This window comes from Streptomyces sp. NPDC041970 (assembly GCF_055588985.1).
The window spans coordinates 1-19,451 of sequence record NZ_JBVJCD010000005.1; the positions used below are offsets into that span (position 1 = coordinate 1).

Sequence of the window (19,451 nt, forward strand, 5' to 3'; positions counted from 1 at the left end):
TCCAGAACCCCCACCGTCACCCTCACCGCATGACCACCCCAAACAGCCCCATACCAGGCACCACGTCCTTGACGAAGGACATAGAGACACCCCCCGGCCCACAGGCTGCACCGCGTCCGCGTCCGCCCCCTCCCGGCCCACAGGCCACACCGCGTCCGCCCCCGCGCACCGGCCCCCGCGCCCCTCCCGCCGCCCCGCCCGCGCACCGCGTCCGGCCCCCCGGCCCACAGGCCCCCGCGTCCCGCCCACCGCCTCCGCGTCCCGGCCGGTCCTGGTCGCTCCGGCGGCGAGCGACAATGGACGGTATGCCTTCCGTACTGCCCGATGGTGAGCCCGTGCCCGACGACGGGGCGCTGCCCCGCCACGCCCTGGAAGGCGCCGCCGACCGCCCGCTCGGGTTCTACCTGCACGTCCCGTACTGCGCCACCCGCTGCGGCTACTGCGACTTCAACACCTACACCGCCACCGAGCTGCGCGGCTCCGGCGGCGCCCTCGCCTCCCGCGACAACTACGCCGCCCACCTCGTCGAAGAGGTCCGCCAGGCCCGCAAGGTCCTCGGCGACGACCCGCGCCCGGTGCGCACGGTCTTCGTCGGCGGCGGCACCCCCACCCTGCTCCCCGCCGCCGACCTCGTGCGGATGCTGGCGGCGATCAGGGAGGAGTTCGGGCTCGCGGAGGACGCGGAGATCACCACCGAGGCCAATCCGGAGTCCGTCGACCCGGCCTACCTCTCCGCCCTGCGCGAGGGCGGCTTCAACCGGGTCTCCTTCGGGATGCAGAGCGCCCGGCAGCACGTCCTGAAGATCCTGGACCGCACCCACACCCCCGGCCGCCCCGAGGCCTGCGTCGCCGAGGCCAGGGCGGCGGGCTTCGACCACGTCAACCTCGACCTGATCTACGGCACCCCCGGCGAGTCCGACGACGACTGGCGGGCCTCCCTGGACGCCGCCATCGGCGCGGGCCCCGACCACGTCTCCGCGTACGCCCTGATCGTCGAGGAGGGCACCCAGCTCGCCCGCCGCATCCGCCGGGGCGAGATCCCGATGACCGACGACGACGCGCACGCCGACCGCTACCTCATCGCGGACGAGGCCTTCGCCGCGGCGGGCTTCACCTGGTACGAGGTGTCCAACTGGGCCACCAGCGAGGCCGGCCGCTGCCTGCACAACGAGCTGTACTGGCGCGGAGCCGACTGGTGGGGCGCGGGCCCCGGCGCCCACAGCCACGTCGGCGGGGTCCGCTGGTGGAACGTGAAGCACCCCGGCGCGTACGCCCAGGCCCTGTCCGAGGGCCGCTCGCCCGGCGCGGGCCGCGAGATCCTCACCCCGGAGGACCGCCGGGTCGAGCGCATCCTGCTGGAGCTGCGGCTGCGCGAGGGCTGCCCGCTCTCCCTGCTCAAGCCCGACGGCCTCGCCGCCTCCCGCCGGGCCCGCGCCGACGGGCTGCTGGAGGCCGGACCGTACGAGGAGGGCCGCGCGGTCCTCACCCTGCGCGGGCGGCTGCTGGCCGACGCCGTCGTCCGCGACCTCGTGGACTAGGGGGCGTCCGGATCGTGCCGGGCCCTCGGGCCCCGGCACGTACGTCCGGGGCGTGTCGTCCGTGGTCCATGCCCTGCGGTGACTCCTCCGCCGCCTCGCGCCCGCACCGGTCCGCGCTCCCTGCTCCGCCCTGATCCGGACGCGAGGCGCCGGGCCCGCTCCGGCGGTCGTCGACGGCGTCGGCCGATTGAGGGCGGGGTCTCCCGGAGGCCGGCTGGAGTGCCAGGACGCACGAGGACGCCGCAGCGCGGGGCCGTATTCTGTCGCGGGCGGCGGGGGACGGCCGACGTTCCGCGGCCGCCCGCAGGAACCGGGCGCCGCGCCATTCAGGACGGCGGAGGCCCGGCTGACGATCGGGGGCGATCAGTGATCAGTCTGACGGCAGTGGGGGGAGTGGCCCTGGTCGCGCTGGGCATGGCGCTGACTCCGGGTCCGAACATGATCCATCTCGCTTCCCGTGCGATCACGCAGGGTCGCAGGGCGGGGCTGGTGAGTCTGGGCGGGACGGCCGCGGGGTTCGTGTGCTATCTCCTGGCGGCGGCCGCGGGCCTGTCGGCGTTGTTCGCCGCGGTGCCGCCGGCGTTCACGGCGGTGAAGCTCGCGGGGGCCGCCTATCTGGCCTACCTCGCCTGGGACATGCTCAGGCCCGGCGGCCGCTCGCCCTTCGCCCCGGCCCCGGACCTGCCTCCAATCTCCGACCTCCGCCTGTTCTCCACAGGGCTCCTCACCAACCTGCTCAACCCCAAGATCGCCCTCCTGTACGCCGCCCTCCTGCCCCAGTTCCTGGAACCCCAGGCAGGCCCGGCCTGGGCCCAACTCCTCCAACTCGGCGGCGTCCAGATCCTCGTGGGCGTCACGGTGAACGGACTGGTCATGCTGGGCGCGGCACACGTGTCCGGCTTCCTCGCCGCCCGCCCCCGCGTGATGACCACCCAACGACTCGCATCCGGCACCCTCCTCGGCTACTTCGCCCTGCGCACCGCCCTCTCCCGCACACCCACCCCCACCTGACCCCCACCCCGCGCGCCGCCCTGCGGCGAGGGCGCGGGGCAGCGGTCAGGGCCGGCAGTCCGCCTCCGTCAATGGCCGCGTCTCCCCGGCGGGCTTGCCGCAGACGACCGTCCGTACCGCGCGCGGTCCGCGGCGGACCACCTTGACGATGTCGAGACCGTGCACGTGGGCGGTGGCCGAGGAGTTCGCCCCGTTGAATTTGATCTTCCCCGTGGGCATTTCGGCGATGTTCACCGTGTGCAGTCTCGCCCACGTCTCGGCTGCGCTGCGGGGGGTGTCACCTGCCGTGGCGGCCTTGTAGAGGGCCGCCGTCGCACTGTAGGAGATGACCGTCTGCCCGCTGGCGAACAGCTCGTCCTCGTACGCCTTCTCCGCGAGCGCAGGGGCGGCCTCCTCGTCGGGGAGCAGCGCCCGCAGCGTATGGTGCGCGTCCGCGTAGAAACCGGGGTCCGCGCCCCTCCCCAGCGGCGCGAGCGAGCTGTGGTAGAGCGTGACGTCCTGGGCGATCGAGTCGCTGTCGTCGAACGTGCTCTTCGACAGATCGTCACCGGCGAACACGGTGAACGTCCGGTTCGCGCACCCGGCGGTGCTCTTCAACCCGTTCATCAGCGGCGGCACGTCCTCGACGCGTCCGGCGAAGTACAGCGCGTCCGGGACTCTCTCCTCGCCGCAGATCTCGGCCACCGAGCTGCTGAGCTGGGCGCCGCCCGCCACCTCGTACGTCGCGTCGGGCCCCAGCTCGAAGCCCGAGTCCACCAGCATCTCCCTGCCCGCGTTCCGCTGCTCGACGGTGTAGCGGTCCTTGTCCCCGTTACGCGTCTTGCGGGAGAACACGATCGCGTACGGGTCCTTGAGCCTCTTGGCGATCTGCCCGGCGATCAGCCCGAGCCCGTACGTCTGCTCCGCGTCCGTCGCCGCCAGGCCGAAGTAGACGTGTTTGAATCTGCGGTCCCTCGGCAGGTCGCTGCTGGAATTGGTCGTGTGCACCAGCGGCAGCCCGGCCACCCTCAGCAGGTCCGCCGCGTCGTCGCTCTCCTCGGTGTTGCGGCCGAGGCCCACGACCCCCACCACCGTCGGGTCCCGCCGGGCCACCTCGATGATCTTGCGGACGGCGGTGAGCTGCTGGAGCATGTCCTCCCCGCCGTTGGCGGTGAGCACGCGCAGCTTGACCGGCTCCGCGGAGGTCCTGTTCGTCTGCCGCTGCCGGAGGTAGACGCCGGTCAGCTCCTCCAGGCCCTTGCGGGTCGCCTCGCGGTCCTTGCCCGCCGAGGCCAGTGGACCGGCGTAGACGACGGTGACGTACGCGTCGTCCGGTCCGATGCCCGCGTTCTCCTCGCGGATCGCCTGCTCGATCCGCTCGAACGTGACGCCCTTCCCGGCCCCGCGCAGCTCCAGGTGGTTGCCCCGCGCGAAGAGCACCTCGGGCGCGGTCGCCACGCCGACGCACTCGCGGCGGCCCTCCGGCCCGGCCCAGACCGCGTCCGTGTTGCGGTCGGTCAGCGGGCCGTGGCAGTACGTCTGGCGCCAGTGCCCGGCCCACAGGAACGCCCCCAGCAGACTGCCCACGACGATCAGCGCGATGCTCGTCCGCGACATCACCCACCACGCCCAGGTCCGCCGCACCCGGTGGGTGACGAGCTGGGGGTGGGCGTGCTCGTGGTTCAGTTTCCCGGTGGACAGCGGCAGCCGCAGCACCCAGGCCAGGGTCGCCGCCGTCGCCGGCGACTGGCCCAGGCTCAGGTTCTCGACCCATCGCTCGTAGCGGACCCGGTCCGAGTCGGCGCCCGCCGCCTGCGGTTCGTGCGGCAGCGGCGGGGTGTGCCGCATGATCTGCGCGGCCGGCAGCGAGGCGAGCAGCAGCAGCGGATCGACCTCGCTGCGCCGCGACCGCACGTTGTTGATCGCGTTGATCAGCAGGATGCCGCCGTCGTCCTGGGTGGCCCGAGGCAGGAACAGCACCGGCGGGACCGTCCGCTTGCTGCGCCGCCAGTCCAGCGCGTGCGGCCGGTAGTTGTGCCGCAGGTCCTCCAGCAGCGCCTGCACCCGCAGCTCCAGATGGAACTGGCGCGCGTGCTCGTCGCCCGCCGCCGCGTCCGCCACCCGCTCCGCGACCGCCGCCGCCCGCGCCCGGATCACGCGCCACGAACCGCTCGGCGAGAACCACGACCAGCCGTCCGAGGGGTAACCGGTGCTGGAGGCGGCCAGCGAGGAGGTGGTGGCGAACCACCGGCTGGCCCGGCGCAGCCACAGCAGCGGTGGGGCGGCCCGCCCCACCAGGCCCACCACCGCGAGCCCGAGCAGGGCGGTGGCCGCCACCAGGGCCGTCAGCAGCCAGTCGATCTCCCCGAGCAGCACGCTGAGCAGGGCGATGAACAGCGCCCCGACGAAGGTCTCCGGCCGCACCGACTCGCGCAGCGAGTTCGGCAAGGAGCCCGGACGGGACCGGTCGACGCGCCAGCGCAGCCGGCCCAACTGCTCCAGGATCCTCTCCGCGCGGACCGCCGACGGCCCTCCGTCCGACTGCTCGACCACGTTCGCGGTCGCCTGCTCGATCGCCCCGAGCAGCCGTGAGCGGGGGAACGCGAACGGCTTGTACTGCGTGGTCTCGCGGGTCTCCCACGGCTTCCCGGAGAGCGTGCGCACCATGTCGAGCGCCGCGTCGTACGGGGTGGCGCCCTCCCCGGACAGCAACCGCACCGGCACCCGACGCAGCTCGTTGGCCCGGTGCACCTGGCGGACGATCTGCTCGACCCGGAGGTCGATCTCCGGCCCCGCGTCCGCGTCCGCCGCCTGCACCACCACCAGCGGCATCACCGGCCGGTTCACCCGGTACCGGTCGATCAACTGCTGTACCAGATGGAAGACGGCCGAGGCCGCCTCGTTCTCCGCACTGTCCCGCCAGACCTCGCGCGCCATCGGCCCGCCCTTCCCCCGTGAGCCCGTTGCCGTCCTCGACCTTCGATGGTGCAGGTGGGGCTCGGGGATTCCTAGGGGCTGATGGATGATCCTCTTCGCGGACCGGGGAACATCACTCCGGAAGGGTGACGAAGTCGATCAATTCCTCTACTCGGCCGAGGAGTTGGGGCTCCAGGTCCTTGTAGCTGCGGACTTTGGACAGGATGTGCTGCCAGGCCGCGCCGGTGTTCTCGGGCCACCCCAGCGCCCGGCACACGCCCGTCTTCCAGTCCTGGCCGCGCGGCACGGTCGGCCAGGCGTCGATCCCCACCGAGGACGGCTTCACCGCCTCCCACACGTCGATGTACGGGTGCCCCACCACCAGCACGTGGTCGCCGGTCACCCGGGCCGCGATCCGGGACTCCTTGGAGCCGGGCACCAGATGGTCCACGAGCACCCCGAGCCGGGCGTCCGGGCCCGGCGCGAACTCCGCGACGATCGCCGGGAGGTCGTCCACCCCCTCCAGGTACTCCACGACCACGCCCTCGATGCGCAGGTCGTCGCCCCACACCCGCTCGACCAGCTCCGCGTCGTGCCGGCCCTCCACGTAGATCCGCCCGGCCCGCGCCACCCGCGCCCGCGCGCCGGGCACCGCCACCGAACCGGAGGCCGTACGGGCGGGCCGCACCGGCCCGCCGGACGACGGGCGCACCAGCGTGACCACCTTGCCCTCCAGCAGGAAGCCGCGCGGCTCCATCGGGAACACCCGGTGCTTGCCGAAGCGGTCCTCCAGGGTGACCGTCGGCCCCTGGGCGGTCTTCTCGCAGCGGATCACCGCACCGCAGAAGCCGGTGGAGACCTCCTCCACGACCAGATCGGGTTCGGCGGGCACCTCGGGCACGGGGGCGGACCTCTTCCACGGCGGGGTCAGGTCCGGCTGGTAGCTGCGCATGGCACGACGATAATTCGCGGCCCGGACACGGCGGTTAGCGCCCCGCGCGCGACACGCGGGGCGGCGTGCGCCGGGCCCGCACCCACCGAGCCCGCGTGCCCCCGCCGGGTCCCCGCCGGGTCCCTACGCCCGTGCGCGTCCCACCGAGACCGCGCCCCACGCCCCACCGGGCCCCCATGCCGGCCCGACCGAGCCCGCGCCCTGACTCCCGCGCCGGCCCCACCGAGCCCGCGCGTCCCCGCTGGGCCCCCGCCGGGCCCCTACGCCCGCGCGCCCCCCACCGCGCCCCAAGCCCCACCGCGCCCCAAGCCCCACCGAGCCGCACGCCCCACCGAGCCCCCACGTCAGCCCCACCGGGCCCCCGCACCCGCTCTCACCGGGATCGCCCCCCCCCGCGTCCCCACCCCCCTCACCCCGCCGCGAACCGCTCCGCCAGCGCCGCGCGCTGCGCCCGGACGAACGCCGCGTCCACCACCGCCCCGTGCCCCGGTACGTACACCGCGTCCTCGCCGCCCAGCGCCAGCAGCCGGTCCAGCGCGGCCGGCCAGCGCGAGGCGACCGCGTCCGGGCCCGCCTGCGGCTCGCCGGACTCCTCGACCAGGTCGCCGCAGAGCACCACGGGCGGCTGCGGGCCCGCACCCGGCACCAGCACCGCGAGGTCGTGGCCGCTGTGCGCGGCGCCCATCCCGGCCAGCAGCACCCGGCGGCCCCCCAGGTCGACCCACCGCTCGCCCGCCACCTCGTGGCGCGGCGCCACCAGCGTCCCCACCGACCGGGCCGCCTCGTCCGGGGGCGCCCCGTGGTGCACCGCCGAGGCGTACAACTCCTCCGCCCCGTGCCGCAGCAGCGCGGCGAGGCCCGCCGCCCCGTACACGCGGGCCCCGGAGAAGGCCGCGGTGCCCAGCACGTGGTCGAAGTGGGGGTGGGTCAGTGCGATATGCGTCACTCTCCGGCCCAGCAGCCCCTCGGCCTGCCGCCGCAGCTCGACGCCCTCGCGGAGGGAGGAGCCCGTGTCGCAGAGCAGCGCACCCCCTTCCCCGGCGACCAGCGCGGCCGTGGCGTCCCAGCCCGGCAGGCGCCGGCGGCCGACGCCGTCGCCCAACCGCTCCCAGCCGAGGTCTTCCCAAGCGACGTCCATACGACGACGGTAAGGGTCCGGCCGCCCGGTCCGGCGGGGGCCTGGCCGGTCGCCCTTGCCCCGGCCCCACCCCACCCCCGTACACTGGCCGGTGGGATTGCTGGCACTCGAACGCACCGAGTGCCAGTCAGATGCCGGAGAACCCCAGCTTGGAGGTGTGCGCCCATGCTCAGCGAACGCAGACTGGAAGTGCTGCGCGCCATCGTCCAGGACTACGTCGGCACCGAGGAGCCCGTCGGCTCCAAGGCGCTCACCGAGCGGCACCGGCTCGGGGTCTCGCCCGCCACCGTCCGCAACGACATGGCGGTCCTGGAGGACGAGGGCTTCATCGCCCAGCCGCACACGAGCGCGGGGCGCATCCCGACCGACAAGGGGTACCGCCTCTTCGTCGACAAGCTCGCGGGCGTCAAGCCGCTTTCCTCGCCCGAGCGCCGGGCGATCCAGAACTTCCTGGACGGCGCGGTCGACCTCGACGACGTCGTCGGCCGGACGGTGCGGCTGCTCGCGCAGCTCACCCGTCAGGTGGCCGTCGTGCAGTACCCCTCGCTGACCCGTTCGACGGTGCGGCACGTGGAGCTGCTGTCGCTGGCCCCCGCCCGGCTGATGCTCGTCCTCATCACGGACACCGGCCGCGTCGAGCAGCGTATGATCGACTGCCCCGCGCCGTTCGGCGAGGCATCGCTCGCGGATCTGCGGGCCCGGCTCAACAGCCGGGTCGTCGGACGCCGCTTCGCGGATGTCCCCCGGCTGGTGCGGGAGCTGCCGGAATCCTTCGACAGCGAGGACAGGGGGACCGTCTCCACGGTCCTGTCCACCCTCCTCGAAACCCTGGTCGAGGAGACGGAGGAGCGGCTGATGATCGGCGGCACCTCCAACCTCACCCGCTTCGGACACGACTTCCCGGTGATGATCCGGCCGGTGCTGGAAGCACTGGAGGAGCAGGTCGTCCTGCTGAAGCTGCTCGGTGAGGCCACGGACCCCGGCATGACCGTACGGATCGGGCACGAGAACGCCCACGAGGGCCTCACCTCCACGTCCGTCGTCGCGGTCGGCTACGGTTCGGGCGACGAGGCAGTCGCCAAACTCGGCGTGGTCGGACCGACCCGCATGGACTACCCCGGAACGATGGGAGCGGTACGCGCAGTGGCACGTTACGTCGGACAGATCCTGGCGGAGTCGTAAGTGGCCACGGACTACTACGCCGTACTCGGCGTGCGCCGCGACGCATCTCAGGACGAGATCAAGAAGGCATTCCGCCGGCTCGCGCGCGAGCTGCACCCGGATGTCAACCCGGACCCGAAGACGCAGGAGCGGTTCAAGGAGATCAACGCCGCCTACGAGGTGCTCTCGGACCCGCAGAAGAAGCAGGTCTACGACCTCGGCGGCGACCCGCTGTCCGCCAACGGCGGCGCGGGCGGCGCGGGCGGTTTCGGGGCCGGCGGCTTCGGCAACTTCTCCGACATCATGGACGCGTTCTTCGGAACGGCCTCCCAGCGCGGCCCCCGCTCCCGCACCCGGCGCGGCCAGGACGCCATGATCCGGCTGGAGATCGACCTCACCGAGGCGGCCTTCGGCACCACCAAGGACATCCAGGTCGACACGGCGGTCGTCTGCACCACGTGCAGCGGCGAGGGCGCGGCCCCCGGCACCTCCGCCCAGACCTGCGACATGTGCCGCGGCCGGGGCGAGGTCTCCCAGGTCACCCGGTCCTTCCTGGGCCAGGTCATGACCTCGCGGCCCTGCCCGCAGTGCCAGGGCTTCGGCACGGTCGTGCCGACCCCCTGCCCGGAGTGTGCCGGCGACGGCCGCACCCGCTCGCGGCGCACCCTCACCGTCAAGATCCCGGCGGGCGTCGACAACGGCACCCGCATCCAGCTCGCGGGCGAGGGCGAGGTCGGCCCCGGCGGCGGCCCGGCCGGCGATCTGTACGTGGAGATCCACGAGGTGGCGCACGCCGTCTTCCAGCGGCGCGGCGACGACCTGCACTGCACGGTCACCATCCCGATGACGGCGGCGGCCCTGGGCACCAAGTGCCCGCTGGAGACGCTGGACGGCGTGGAGGAGATCGACATCCGGCCCGGCACCCAGTCCGGCCAGTCCGTCCCGCTGCACGGCCGCGGGATCACGCATCTGCGCGGCGGCGGCCGGGGCGACCTGATCGTGCACGTCGAGGTGATCACCCCGTCCAAGCTCGACGCGGAGCAGGAGCGGCTGCTGCGGGAGCTGGCCGTGCTGCGCGGGGAGGAGCGGCCCACCGGCCAGTTCCAGCCCGGTCAGCAGGGGCTCTTCTCCCGGCTGAAGGACGCCTTCAACGGTCGCTGACCCGCCGTCCGCCCGTCCCCGCACCGCCCGTCGGCCCCCTGCCGCCGGGCGGTGCGGGCGTACGCCGGGAGATCCGGCCGGGCCGCCGTCGGCTGATTCGGCCCCGTGCACCGGACATGGCACGATGCGGTCATGCCCTCCGACGTGACCGATCTCTGCCGGTATCCGATCGTGCAGGCCCCGATGGCGGGCGGCGCGTCCGGACCCCCGCTCGCCGCCGCCGTCGCCGAGGCCGGGGGCCTCGGCTTCCTGGCCGCCGGATACAAGACCGCGGACGGGATGTACCACGAGGTCAAAGAGGTGCGCCGGCTCACCGGCGGGCCGTTCGGCGTGAACCTCTTCATGCCGCAGCCCGCCCTGGCCGACCCGTGCGCCGTCGAGGTCTACCGCCACCAGCTCGCCGGCGAGGCCGCCTGGTACGAGACCCCGCTCGGCGACCCCGACACCAGCGGCGACGACGGCTACGAGGCGAAGGTCGCCATCCTGCTGGAGGACCCGGTCCCGCTGGTCTCCTTCACCTTCGGCTGCCCCACCCGCGACACCCTCGACGCCTTCGCCCGCGTCGGTACGCAGACCCTCGTGACGGTCACCTCGGCCGAGGAGGCCCAGGCCGCCCAGTGGGCCGGCGCCGACGCCGTCTGCGTCCAGGGCGTCGAGGCGGGCGGCCACCAGTCCACCCACCGCGACGACCCGCAGGCCGACCACACCGGCACCGGACTGCTCTCCCTCGTCACCCAGGTCCGCGCGACCGTGCAGATACCGGTCGTCGCCGCGGGCGGCCTGATGCGCGGCGCCCAGATCGCCGCCGTCCTCGCCGCCGGCGCGGACGCCGCCCAGCTCGGCACCGCCTTCCTGCCCTGCCCCGAGTCCGGGGCGCACCCGCTGCACAAGCAGGCCCTCACCAACCCCCTGTTCGTCCGCACCGAGCTGACCCGTGCCTTCTCCGGGCGGCCCGCCCGCGGCCTGGTCAACCGCTTCATCCGCGAACACGGCCCGTACGCCCCCGCCGCCTACCCCCAGGTCCACTACCTGACCAGCGGCCTGCGCCGGGCCGCCGCGGAGGCGGGGGACGCCCAGGGCATGGCGCTGTGGGCCGGACAGGGCCACCGGATGGCCCGCGAACTGCCGGCGGGCGAGCTGGTCGAGCTGCTCGCCGCCGAACTGGAGGCCGCCCGGACGGCCCTGAGCGTGAGGAGCCCCCGGTGACCGCACCGGTCTTCGTCGTCGAACGGATGCCCGGCGGGCCGGAGTTCGTCCTGGACGGCCCCGAAGGACGGCACGCCGTGTCGGTCCGCCGACTGGAGCCCGGCGAGGACGTCGTCCTCACCGACGGCCTCGGCCGCTGGGCCGAGGGCGTCGTGCGCGCCACCGAGGGCCGCGACCGCCTGCTGGTCACGGTCGGCGGGGTCCAGGAGGAGCCCGAGCCCGTGCCCCGGATCACCGTCGTCCAGGCGCTCCCCAAGGGGGACCGGGGCGAGCTGGCCGTGGAGACGATGACCGAGACCGGCGTCGACGCGATCGTGCCGTGGCAGGCGGCCCGCTGCATCACCCAGTGGAAGGGCGACCGGGGCGCCAAGTCCCTGGCGAAGTGGCGCGGCACCGCGCGGGAGGCGGGCAAGCAGTCCCGCCGGGTGCGCTTCCCCGAGGTGGCGGAAGCGGCCTCGACCAAGCAGGTCGCGGCGCTGCTGGCCGGGGCGGACTTCGCCGGGGTCCTGCACGAGGACCGGGACTGCGACAGCACCCCCCTCGCCACCGCCGCACTCCCCGCCGAGGGCGCGATCGTGCTCGTGGTCGGCCCCGAGGGCGGGGTCTCCCCCCAGGAGTTGGCCGTCTTCGCCGAGGCGGGGGCCCGCCCCTACCGGCTGGGCCGCAGCGTGCTGCGCACCTCCACCGCCGGGACGGCCGCCACCGCCCTCCTGCTGGGGCGCACCGGCCGCTGGGGCTGAGCCGCGACCACCGAAGCAACGCACCGCGCCCCGCACCCGATACCGCCGGGACGGCCGCCACCGCCCTCCTGCTGGGGCGCACCGGCCGCTGGGGCTGAGCCGCGGGGCGACCGGGGCGGGCGCACCGCGCCCCGCACCCCCCGGCGGCCCGGAGATACCATGCCCGTGTACTGATCACCAGCGACGAGGAGACCCGGCCATGGCGGGAGAACCGCAGTCCGACTGCCTGTTCTGCAAGATCGTCTCGGGGGACATCCCGGCGACCATCGTCCGCGAGACCGCGACCACCGTCGCCTTCCGCGACATCAACCCGCAGGCCCCGACCCACGTCCTGGTCATCCCGAAGGCCCACTACCCCGACGCCGCCTCCCTGGCCGCCGCCGAACCGCAGGTCGCCGCCGACGTGCTCCGCGAGGCCGGAGAGGTCGCCGCCCAGGAGAAGGCCGACGCCACCGGCTACCGGATCGTCCTCAACACCGGCGCGGGCGCGGGCCAGACCGTCTTCCACGCGCACGCCCACGTCCTGGCCGGCCGCGGCCTCCAGTGGCCCCCCGGATAACCAGGAGCGCACCCCCCATGTCCGTACGCGAGCTGGTGGTGCTCGGCACCGCCAGCCAGGTGCCCACCCGGCACCGCAACCACAACGGGTACCTGCTGCGCTGGGACGGCGAGGGCATCCTCTTCGACCCCGGCGAGGGCACCCAGCGCCAGATGCTCCGCGCCGGGGTCGCCGCGCACGACGTCCACCGGATCTGCGTCACCCACTTCCACGGCGACCACTCCCTGGGGCTGGCCGGGGTGATCCAGCGGATCAACCTCGACCAGGTGCCGCACCCGGTCACCGCCCACTACCCGGCGAGCGGGCAGCACTTCTTCGACCGGCTGCGGTACGCCACCGCCTACCGCGAGACCGTCGAGCTGACCGAGGCCCCCGTCGCCGCCGACGGGGTCCTCGCCGCCACCGGCGCGTACACCCTGGACGCCCACCGGCTCTCGCACCCCGTCGAGTCCTACGGCTACCGCCTCACCGAGCCCGACACCCGGCGTATGCTCCCCGCCCGCCTCGCCGAGCACGGCATCGCCGGACCGGACGTGGGCCGCCTCCAGCGCGAGGGCGTCCTCAACGGCGTCACCCTGGAGCAGGTGTCCGAGCACCGGCGCGGCCAGCGGTTCGCGTTCATCATGGACACCCGGCTCTGCGACGGGGTCCACGCGCTCGCCGAGGGCTGCGACCTCCTCGTCATCGAGTCGACCTTCCTCGACGAGGACGCCGCGCTGGCGGCCGACCACGGCCACCTGACCGCCGGGCAGGCCGCCCGCGCGGCGCGCGACGCGGGCGTGCGCCACCTCGTCCTCACCCACTTCTCCCAGCGCTACGGCGACCCGGAGCTGTTCGAGGCCCAGGCCCGCGCCGCCGGGTTCGACGGCGAACTGACCGTCGCCCAGGACCTGGCGCGCATCCCGGTCCCCAGCCGCCACCACTGACCTGCCCCACCCCCCCACCGGCACCACCGTTTGCGAGACACCGTGCACCTCCCCAAGGCAGAACTCCACCTCCACATCGAAGGCTCCCTCGAACCCGAACTGGCCTTCGCCCTCGCCGAGCGCAACGGGGTGGCCCTCCCGTACGCCACCACCGACGAACTGCGCGCCGCCTACCGCTTCGAGGACCTCCAGTCCTTCCTGGACCTCTACTACGCGCTGATGGCGGTGCTGCGCACCGAGGACGACTTCACCGAACTCGCCGACGCCTACCTCGCCCGCGCCGCCGCGCAGGGCGTGCGGCACGCCGAGATCTTCTTCGACCCCCAGGCCCACACCGCCCGCGGCGTCCCGATCGGCGCCGTCATCGAGGGGCTGGGCCGCGCCCTGGAGCGCAGCGAGGAGAAGCACGGCGTCTCCACCCAGCTCATCATGTGCTTCCTGCGCGACCTCTCCGCCGAGTCGGCCCTCGGCACCCTGGAGGCCGCCAAGCCGTACCTGCACCGCATCAGCGCCGTCGGCCTGGACTCCGCCGAGGCCGGCAACCCGCCCGCCAGGTTCCGCGAGGTGTACGAGGAGGCCGCCGCCCTCGGCCTGCGCAAGGTCGCCCACGCGGGCGAGGAGGGCCCGCCGGAGTACATCACCGAGGCCCTCGACGTCCTCGGCGTCGAGCGCGTCGACCACGGGCTGCGCTGCCTGGAGGACCCGGCGCTGGTGGAGCGGCTGGTCGCCGACCGGGTGCCGCTCACGCTCTGCCCGCTCTCCAACGTACGGCTGCGCGCCGTCGACACCCTCGCCGACCACCCGCTGCCGCGGATGATGGCCGCGGGCCTGCTGTGCACGGTGAACTCCGACGACCCCGCCTACTTCGGCGGGTACGTCGGAGACGCCTTCGACGCCGTCCGCGACACGCTCGCCCTGGACCAGGAGCAGTTGCGCACCCTGGCCCGCAACTCCTTCGAGGCGGCCTTCCTCGACCACGACGAGGAGCGCCGGGCGCGCTACCTGTCCGAGGTCGAGGCGTACGCGTTCGACTGACCGGCCCCGCCCGGACCCGCCGTCCGGATCGCGCTGCGCACCAGCCGTCCGCGGCGCAGCGCGGGCGCGGTCAGCTCCGTGACGGCCTGCTCCGGCGCACCGAGCTTCGGCACGGCGCCGGGCAGGCTGCCGGTGGTCGCGGCGAGCAGTGCCGCGGGGGCGCCGCCGCGGCGGCGGACCGAGCCCGGCACCAGCGGACGGCCGCCGGTGTGCAGCGCCACGGCGGTGACCGGGGCGGCGACCAGCAGGGTGGCCGCGCCCAGGATCAGCCCCATCGCCGGGTAGCCCGCCCGCTCCGAGAGCACGCTGCCCAGCAGCGGGCCGCAGGCCACGCCCATGGACGAGGCCGACCCCGCCAGGACCGCCCAGCGCCCCCGTACGTCCAGGGAGGCCGCCAGGCCGATCAGATACGACAGGACCACCGGGTAGACGGCGTTCCACAGCACCTCGCCGGTCGCGAAGGAGGCCAGGTCGCGGGCGGAGGAGCTGAGCCAGATGCTCGCCGCGATGACCACCGTCCCCAGCCCGATCGGCACCGCCCGGCCGACCCGCGCGCCGAGCATCCCCGCGCCCGTCACGCCGAGCAGCCCCGCGCCGAGCGCGGCGGCGAACACCGCGCCGACGGTGACCTCCGAGAGCCCCGCCTGGACCACGCCGATGCGGCTGCTGACGCCCCACAGCGCGTTCTGCGCCATGGACCACACGAGCATCCCGCCCGCCAGCACCAGACCGGACCGGCGGTGCGGGAGCCGCCCGGTGATCCGTGCCGCCGACTCCTCCGGCGCGTTCGGACCGCCGAGCCGGGCGGTCGCCGGCCACACGAGGAGCGCCACCAGGGCGATCGCGGCGAACGGGAGCCGGTGCCCGCCGCCGAGGTGGGGGATCGTCAGGTAGAGGGCGCCCGCGGTCGCGGAGACGGCGAGCAGCCCGAGCGAGGAGGTCCGGTGCGGGTCGCGCTGGGCGGCGATGCCCGCCGCGGCGACCGCCGTCGCCGTGCCCGAGCCCAGACCGCCGACCATCACGCCCAGTACGACCAGGGGCACCGATCCGGCCAGCGCCGCGCAGCCGTACCCGGCGGCGGCGAGCACCAGCCCGGCGCGCGCCGGGGTGCGGGCCCCGTACCGCTCGACCCGGCCCGCCAGGGCGAACCCGGCGGCGGCCGAACTGAGCAGCAGGGCGCTGCCGACCAGGCCCGCCTGGGCGGGGGTCAGGCCCAGATGGGCGCTGAGCCGGCCGACGACGGTGGGGAGCAGGTAGGAGGCGAGGTAACCGGCGGTGAACACGGCGACCAGAGGCCACGCGGCGCGCGGGCGCGAGGACATGGGCGTTCCTGATGAGGACATGCCTGAGCAGGCGGGGGAGGGGAGGGAGACGGGGGTGAGGCAGGGGAACGCACCGCGATACCCAGCGGGGAGACACGGGGAGACACGGGGGAAACCGGAGAAAGAGGGGAATGCGAGAAGGTGCGGCTCTCGTCGGACAACGTCCCCGAAGGTGCGCGCGGGCAATTTGTATCAAGCGCCCCCGGCCAGGAGAAAGCCGCCTCGCTGTGATCCGGGCCACTTATCGGTTTATGGGTCGAACGCGCGGGTAGCGGCCCCCGTTTGCGCAGGTCGGAGCGGGCTGCGCCGAACGGGGGAGTACCCCCGTCCGTGCACCCGGATCGGGCAGACTGGCGGCATCGCAGACTGTCCGAATCCCACGGGGTTCGCCGCACGACCGGGAGCGCACGGTGAGCACAGACACTCCGGGCATCGACCCCCTGCTGGCGCTGCGCGCCCCGCGGGACCCCGCCTGCGACGTCTTCCTGACGGGCCCGGTCTTCCTCGACATCGTCTTCACCGGCCTGGACAGCGCCCCCGTGCGCGGCACCGAGTCCTGGGCCCGCGGGATGGGCTCCAGCCCCGGCGGCGTCGCCAACATGGCCACCGCCCTCGCCCGGCTGGGCCTGCACACCTCGCTCGCCGCCGCCTTCGGGGACGACCACTACGGGGAGTACTGCTGGGACGCCCTCCAGCAGGGCGAGGGCATCGACCTGTCGATGTCCCACACCGTCCCCGGCTGGCACTCCCCGGTCACCGTCTCCATGGCGTACGAGGGGGAGCGCACCATGGTCTCGCACGGCCACGAGGCCCCGCTGCCCGACGGCGCGGCCGTGCCCGGCCAGGACTTCCCCCGGTGCCCGCCGCGCGCCCGCGCCGCGATCGCCTCGCTGACACCGGGCCGCGCCGAGCCCTGGGTCGCCACCGCCGCCCGCGACGGGGCGCGGATCTTCGCCGACGTCGGCTGGGACGAGACCGGCCGCTGGGAGCTGGACGCCCTGCCCGACCTGGAGCACTGCGAGGCCTTCCTGCCCAACGCCGAGGAGGCGATGCGCTACACCCGCACCGACTGCCCGCGCGCCGCCGCCCGCGCGCTCGCCGACCGCGTGCCGCTCGCCGTGGTCACCCTGGGGGCCGAGGGCGCGTACGCCGTCGACGGGCGCACCGGCGTCGACGCCGAGGTGCCCGCCATCGAGGTGGAGGCGCTCGACCCCACCGGGGCCGGCGACGTCTTCGTCGCCGGATTCGTCACCGGGACCCTCGCGGACTGGCCGCTCGCCGACCGGCTCGCCTTCGCCGGACTCACCGCCGCCCTCTCGGTCCAGGAGTTCGGCGGCTCGCTCTCCGCGCCCGGCTGGGCCGAGATCGCCGCCTGGTGGCAGCGCGTCCGCACCTGCGCCGACCAGGACCCGGCCGCACTGGAGCGCTACGCCTTCCTGGACGAGCTGCTGCCCACCGCGGCGCGCGCCTGGCCGCTGCGGCGGGCGGTCCCCACGATCGGCTTCCGCCAGTGAGCGGGCGCGGGGCCGGGGCGGGGCGGTCGGTAAAAGCCCTCGGGGTTGTCAGCGGCAGGTCGTACGCTTGGTGGTCCAGAGGTTGTCGAGCAGCGAGAACCCTGCAACGGGAGGTATGCGCAGGCCATAGGGCCGGCCCATGACTCACTCACCCATACCGCAGCCGCAGGCGAGCGCCCAGATCAGGGTCCCGGCCGCACACCCCATGGTGATGCTCCTCGGATCGGGCGACTCACTGTTGCGCGCGATCGAAAGGGCCTTCCCGGCGGCCGACATCCATGTCCGGGGCAACGAGATCAGTGCCACGGGCGAGGCCGCCGACGTCGCTCTCATCCAACGCCTGTTCGACGAGATGATGCTCGTGCTCCGCACCGGAGCCCCGATGACGGAGGACGCAGTGGAACGGTCGATCGCCATGCTCAGGGCGAGCGGCGACGGGACGGCGGGCCCCGCCGGCGAGACGCCCGCCGAGGTGCTCACCCAGAACATCCTCTCCAACCGCGGTCGCACCATCCGCCCCAAGACGCTCAACCAGAAGCGGTACGTCGACGCGATCGACCAGCACACGATCGTCTTCGGCATCGGCCCCGCCGGCACGGGCAAGACCTATCTCGCCATGGCCAAGGCCGTCCAGGCCCTCCAGGCCAAGCAGGTCAGCCGGATCATCCTGACCCGCCCCGCGGTCGAGGCGGGGGAGCGGCTCGGCTTCCTGCCGGGCACCCTGTTCGACAAGATCGACCCGTATCTCCGCCCGCTCTACGACGCCCTGCACGACATGCTCGACCCCGACTCGATCCCGCGCCTGATGGCGGCGGGCACGATCGAGGTCGCGCCACTTGCATATATGCGGGGCAGGGCGCAACCCGTCTTCACCAAGGTGCTGACCCCCGACGGCTGGCGCCCCATCGGCAGCCTCGCGGTGGGCGACCTCGTCATCGGCTCCAACGGTGAGCCGACCCCTGTCCTCGGGGTGTACCCGCAGGGTGAGAAGGACATCTACCGCGTCAGCGCGCAGGACGGTTCCTGGACCCTGTGCTGCGGCGAGCACCTGTGGACGGTCCGGACCGCCTCCGACCGCCGCAGGGACAAGCCGTGGAGGGTCCTGGAGACGAAGGAGATGATCGGCAACCTCCGCGCGGCGCACGCGCGCCGGTACGAGCTGCCGATGCTGACCGCGCCCGTCAGCTTCCCGGAGCGCGAGGTCCCGATGGACCCGTACGCACTGGGCCTGCTGCTCGGCGACGGCTGTCTCACCGGCTCCACCACGCCGTCGTTCGCCACCGCGGATCCTGAGCTCGTCGAAGCTCTGCAGGGAGCGCTCACCGGCGTCACCCTGCGGCACAAGGGCGGGCCGGACTACGTGCTGAACCGCACGAAGGCGCCGGGTGACGTGGTGACCCTGGAGAATCCCGTCACCGCCGCCCTGCGGCAATTGGACCTCCTCGGGACCCGGTCCTGCTCGAAGTTCGTTCCGGACGCCTATCTGCACAATGCGGCCGAGGTCCGCCTGGCGGTGCTCCAGGGTCTTCTGGACGCCGACGGCGGCCCGGTCACCCAGTCGGACCGGACCTGCCGCGTTCAGTACTCGACCTCCTCGATCCTTCTGCGCGACGATGTGATCGCGTTGGTGCGCTCGCTCGGAGGAGTCGCGTACACGCGCCGCCGGCCGGCGGAGGGCCGGGCGCCGGGGCTGGCCCGGGGACGGGCCGTCCACCACCGCTACGACGCCCACATCGTCGACATCCGTCTGCCCGAGGGCATCGAGCCCTTCCGCCTCGCCCGCAAGGCCGAGAAGTACCGCGCGGCCGGGGGCGGCGGACGCCCGATGCGGTTCATCGACAGCATCGAGCCGGCCGGACGCGAAGAGGCGGTCTGCATCCAGGTTGCGGCGGAGGACTCGCTGTACGTCACCCAGGACTACCTGCTGACGCACAACACGCTCAACGACGCCTTCATCATCCTCGACGAGGCGCAGAACACCAGCGCCGAGCAGATGAAGATGTTCCTCACCCGCCTCGGCTTCGACTCCAAGATCGTCATCACCGGTGACATCACCCAGGTCGACCTGCCGAGCGGCACCAAGAGCGGGTTGCGGCAGGTCCAGGAGATCCTGGAGGGCCTGGACGACGTCCACTTCTCCCGCCTCACCTCCCAGGATGTCGTCCGGCACAAGCTCGTCGGCCGTATCGTCGACGCGTACGAGAAGTACGACAGCCGAGACGGTCAGCAAGACGGTCGGGCGGACGGCCGGGCGGACGGCCGACGCGACCGTCGCAACGGGAAGTAGTCGCAG

15 protein-coding genes are annotated in these 19,451 nt (G+C 73.9%); 11 read left to right on the forward strand and 4 right to left on the reverse strand.

Going from position 1 to position 19,451, the window contains the following annotated elements:
* The first annotated feature begins 305 nt into the window (after positions 1-305).
* Together hemW and ACZ6EJ_RS04410 are read left to right on the forward strand one after the other, a co-directional pair.
* Entirely contained in the window at positions 306-1,538 is a 1,233-nt protein-coding gene (gene hemW, locus ACZ6EJ_RS04405; protein WP_469264522.1) for a radical SAM family heme chaperone HemW, read from the forward strand.
* 366 nt (positions 1,539-1,904) lie between these two features.
* Positions 1,905-2,549 (forward strand): LysE family translocator, encoded by a 645-nt coding sequence (locus tag ACZ6EJ_RS04410; RefSeq protein ID WP_469264524.1) that lies wholly within the window; start codon positions 1,905-1,907, stop codon positions 2,547-2,549.
* Positions 2,550-2,594: 45 nt separating this feature from the next.
* Here ACZ6EJ_RS04410 and ACZ6EJ_RS04415 read toward each other — a convergent pair whose 3' ends face one another.
* The 3 genes from ACZ6EJ_RS04415 to ACZ6EJ_RS04425 all read right to left on the reverse strand — a co-directional run bounded on the left by ACZ6EJ_RS04415 (position 2,595) and on the right by ACZ6EJ_RS04425 (position 7,534).
* On the reverse strand, positions 2,595-5,465 hold the full coding sequence (locus ACZ6EJ_RS04415; protein ID WP_469264526.1) for a type 1 periplasmic-binding domain-containing protein: 2,871 nt from the start codon (positions 5,463-5,465) through the stop codon (positions 2,595-2,597).
* 112 nt (positions 5,466-5,577) lie between these two features.
* A complete protein-coding gene (locus tag ACZ6EJ_RS04420; protein WP_469264528.1) occupies positions 5,578-6,396 on the reverse strand; it encodes a DUF3097 domain-containing protein in 819 nt (272 codons plus the stop codon).
* 409 nt (positions 6,397-6,805) lie between these two features.
* On the reverse strand, positions 6,806-7,534 hold the full coding sequence (locus ACZ6EJ_RS04425) for an MBL fold metallo-hydrolase (protein ID WP_469264529.1): 729 nt from the start codon (positions 7,532-7,534) through the stop codon (positions 6,806-6,808).
* A 165-nt stretch (positions 7,535-7,699) separates the two neighbouring features.
* Between ACZ6EJ_RS04425 and hrcA the strand changes: the two genes are divergently transcribed.
* From hrcA to ACZ6EJ_RS04460, 7 genes are all read left to right on the forward strand, one after another.
* Entirely contained in the window at positions 7,700-8,716 is a 1,017-nt protein-coding gene (gene hrcA, locus ACZ6EJ_RS04430) for a heat-inducible transcriptional repressor HrcA (protein ID WP_469264530.1), read from the forward strand.
* Complete coding sequence (gene dnaJ / locus ACZ6EJ_RS04435) at positions 8,717-9,856, forward strand: molecular chaperone DnaJ (protein ID WP_469264532.1); 1,140 nt, start codon at positions 8,717-8,719, stop codon at positions 9,854-9,856.
* A 132-nt stretch (positions 9,857-9,988) separates the two neighbouring features.
* On the forward strand, positions 9,989-11,062 hold the full coding sequence (locus ACZ6EJ_RS04440) for a nitronate monooxygenase (RefSeq protein ID WP_469264534.1): 1,074 nt from the start codon (positions 9,989-9,991) through the stop codon (positions 11,060-11,062).
* Positions 11,059-11,802 (forward strand): 16S rRNA (uracil(1498)-N(3))-methyltransferase, encoded by a 744-nt coding sequence (locus ACZ6EJ_RS04445; protein ID WP_469264535.1) that lies wholly within the window; start codon positions 11,059-11,061, stop codon positions 11,800-11,802. Before ACZ6EJ_RS04440 ends, ACZ6EJ_RS04445 begins: the two co-directional genes overlap by 4 nt.
* A 199-nt stretch (positions 11,803-12,001) precedes the next feature.
* Positions 12,002-12,361 (forward strand): histidine triad nucleotide-binding protein, encoded by a 360-nt coding sequence (locus ACZ6EJ_RS04450; protein ID WP_469264536.1) that lies wholly within the window; start codon positions 12,002-12,004, stop codon positions 12,359-12,361.
* Between the two features lie 17 nt (positions 12,362-12,378).
* Complete coding sequence (locus tag ACZ6EJ_RS04455) at positions 12,379-13,287, forward strand: ribonuclease Z (RefSeq protein ID WP_469264537.1); 909 nt, start codon at positions 12,379-12,381, stop codon at positions 13,285-13,287.
* A 42-nt stretch (positions 13,288-13,329) separates the two neighbouring features.
* On the forward strand, positions 13,330-14,322 hold the full coding sequence (locus ACZ6EJ_RS04460) for an adenosine deaminase (protein WP_469264538.1): 993 nt from the start codon (positions 13,330-13,332) through the stop codon (positions 14,320-14,322).
* Here ACZ6EJ_RS04460 and ACZ6EJ_RS04465 read toward each other — a convergent pair.
* The gene (locus tag ACZ6EJ_RS04465) at positions 14,286-15,644 is read right to left on the reverse strand and encodes an MFS transporter (protein ID WP_469264539.1); all 1,359 of its coding nucleotides are present in this window, start codon (positions 15,642-15,644) and stop codon (positions 14,286-14,288) included. The genes ACZ6EJ_RS04460 and ACZ6EJ_RS04465 overlap by 37 nt on opposite strands.
* A 410-nt stretch (positions 15,645-16,054) precedes the next feature.
* On the opposite strand from ACZ6EJ_RS04465, the gene ACZ6EJ_RS04470 reads away from it, so the two are divergent.
* On the forward strand, positions 16,055-17,158 hold the full coding sequence (locus ACZ6EJ_RS04470; RefSeq protein ID WP_469264540.1) for a carbohydrate kinase family protein: 1,104 nt from the start codon (positions 16,055-16,057) through the stop codon (positions 17,156-17,158).
* A 139-nt stretch (positions 17,159-17,297) separates the two neighbouring features.
* On the forward strand, positions 17,298-19,445 hold the full coding sequence (locus ACZ6EJ_RS04475; protein WP_469264541.1) for a PhoH family protein: 2,148 nt from the start codon (positions 17,298-17,300) through the stop codon (positions 19,443-19,445).
* Positions 19,446-19,451: the final 6 nt, after the last annotated feature.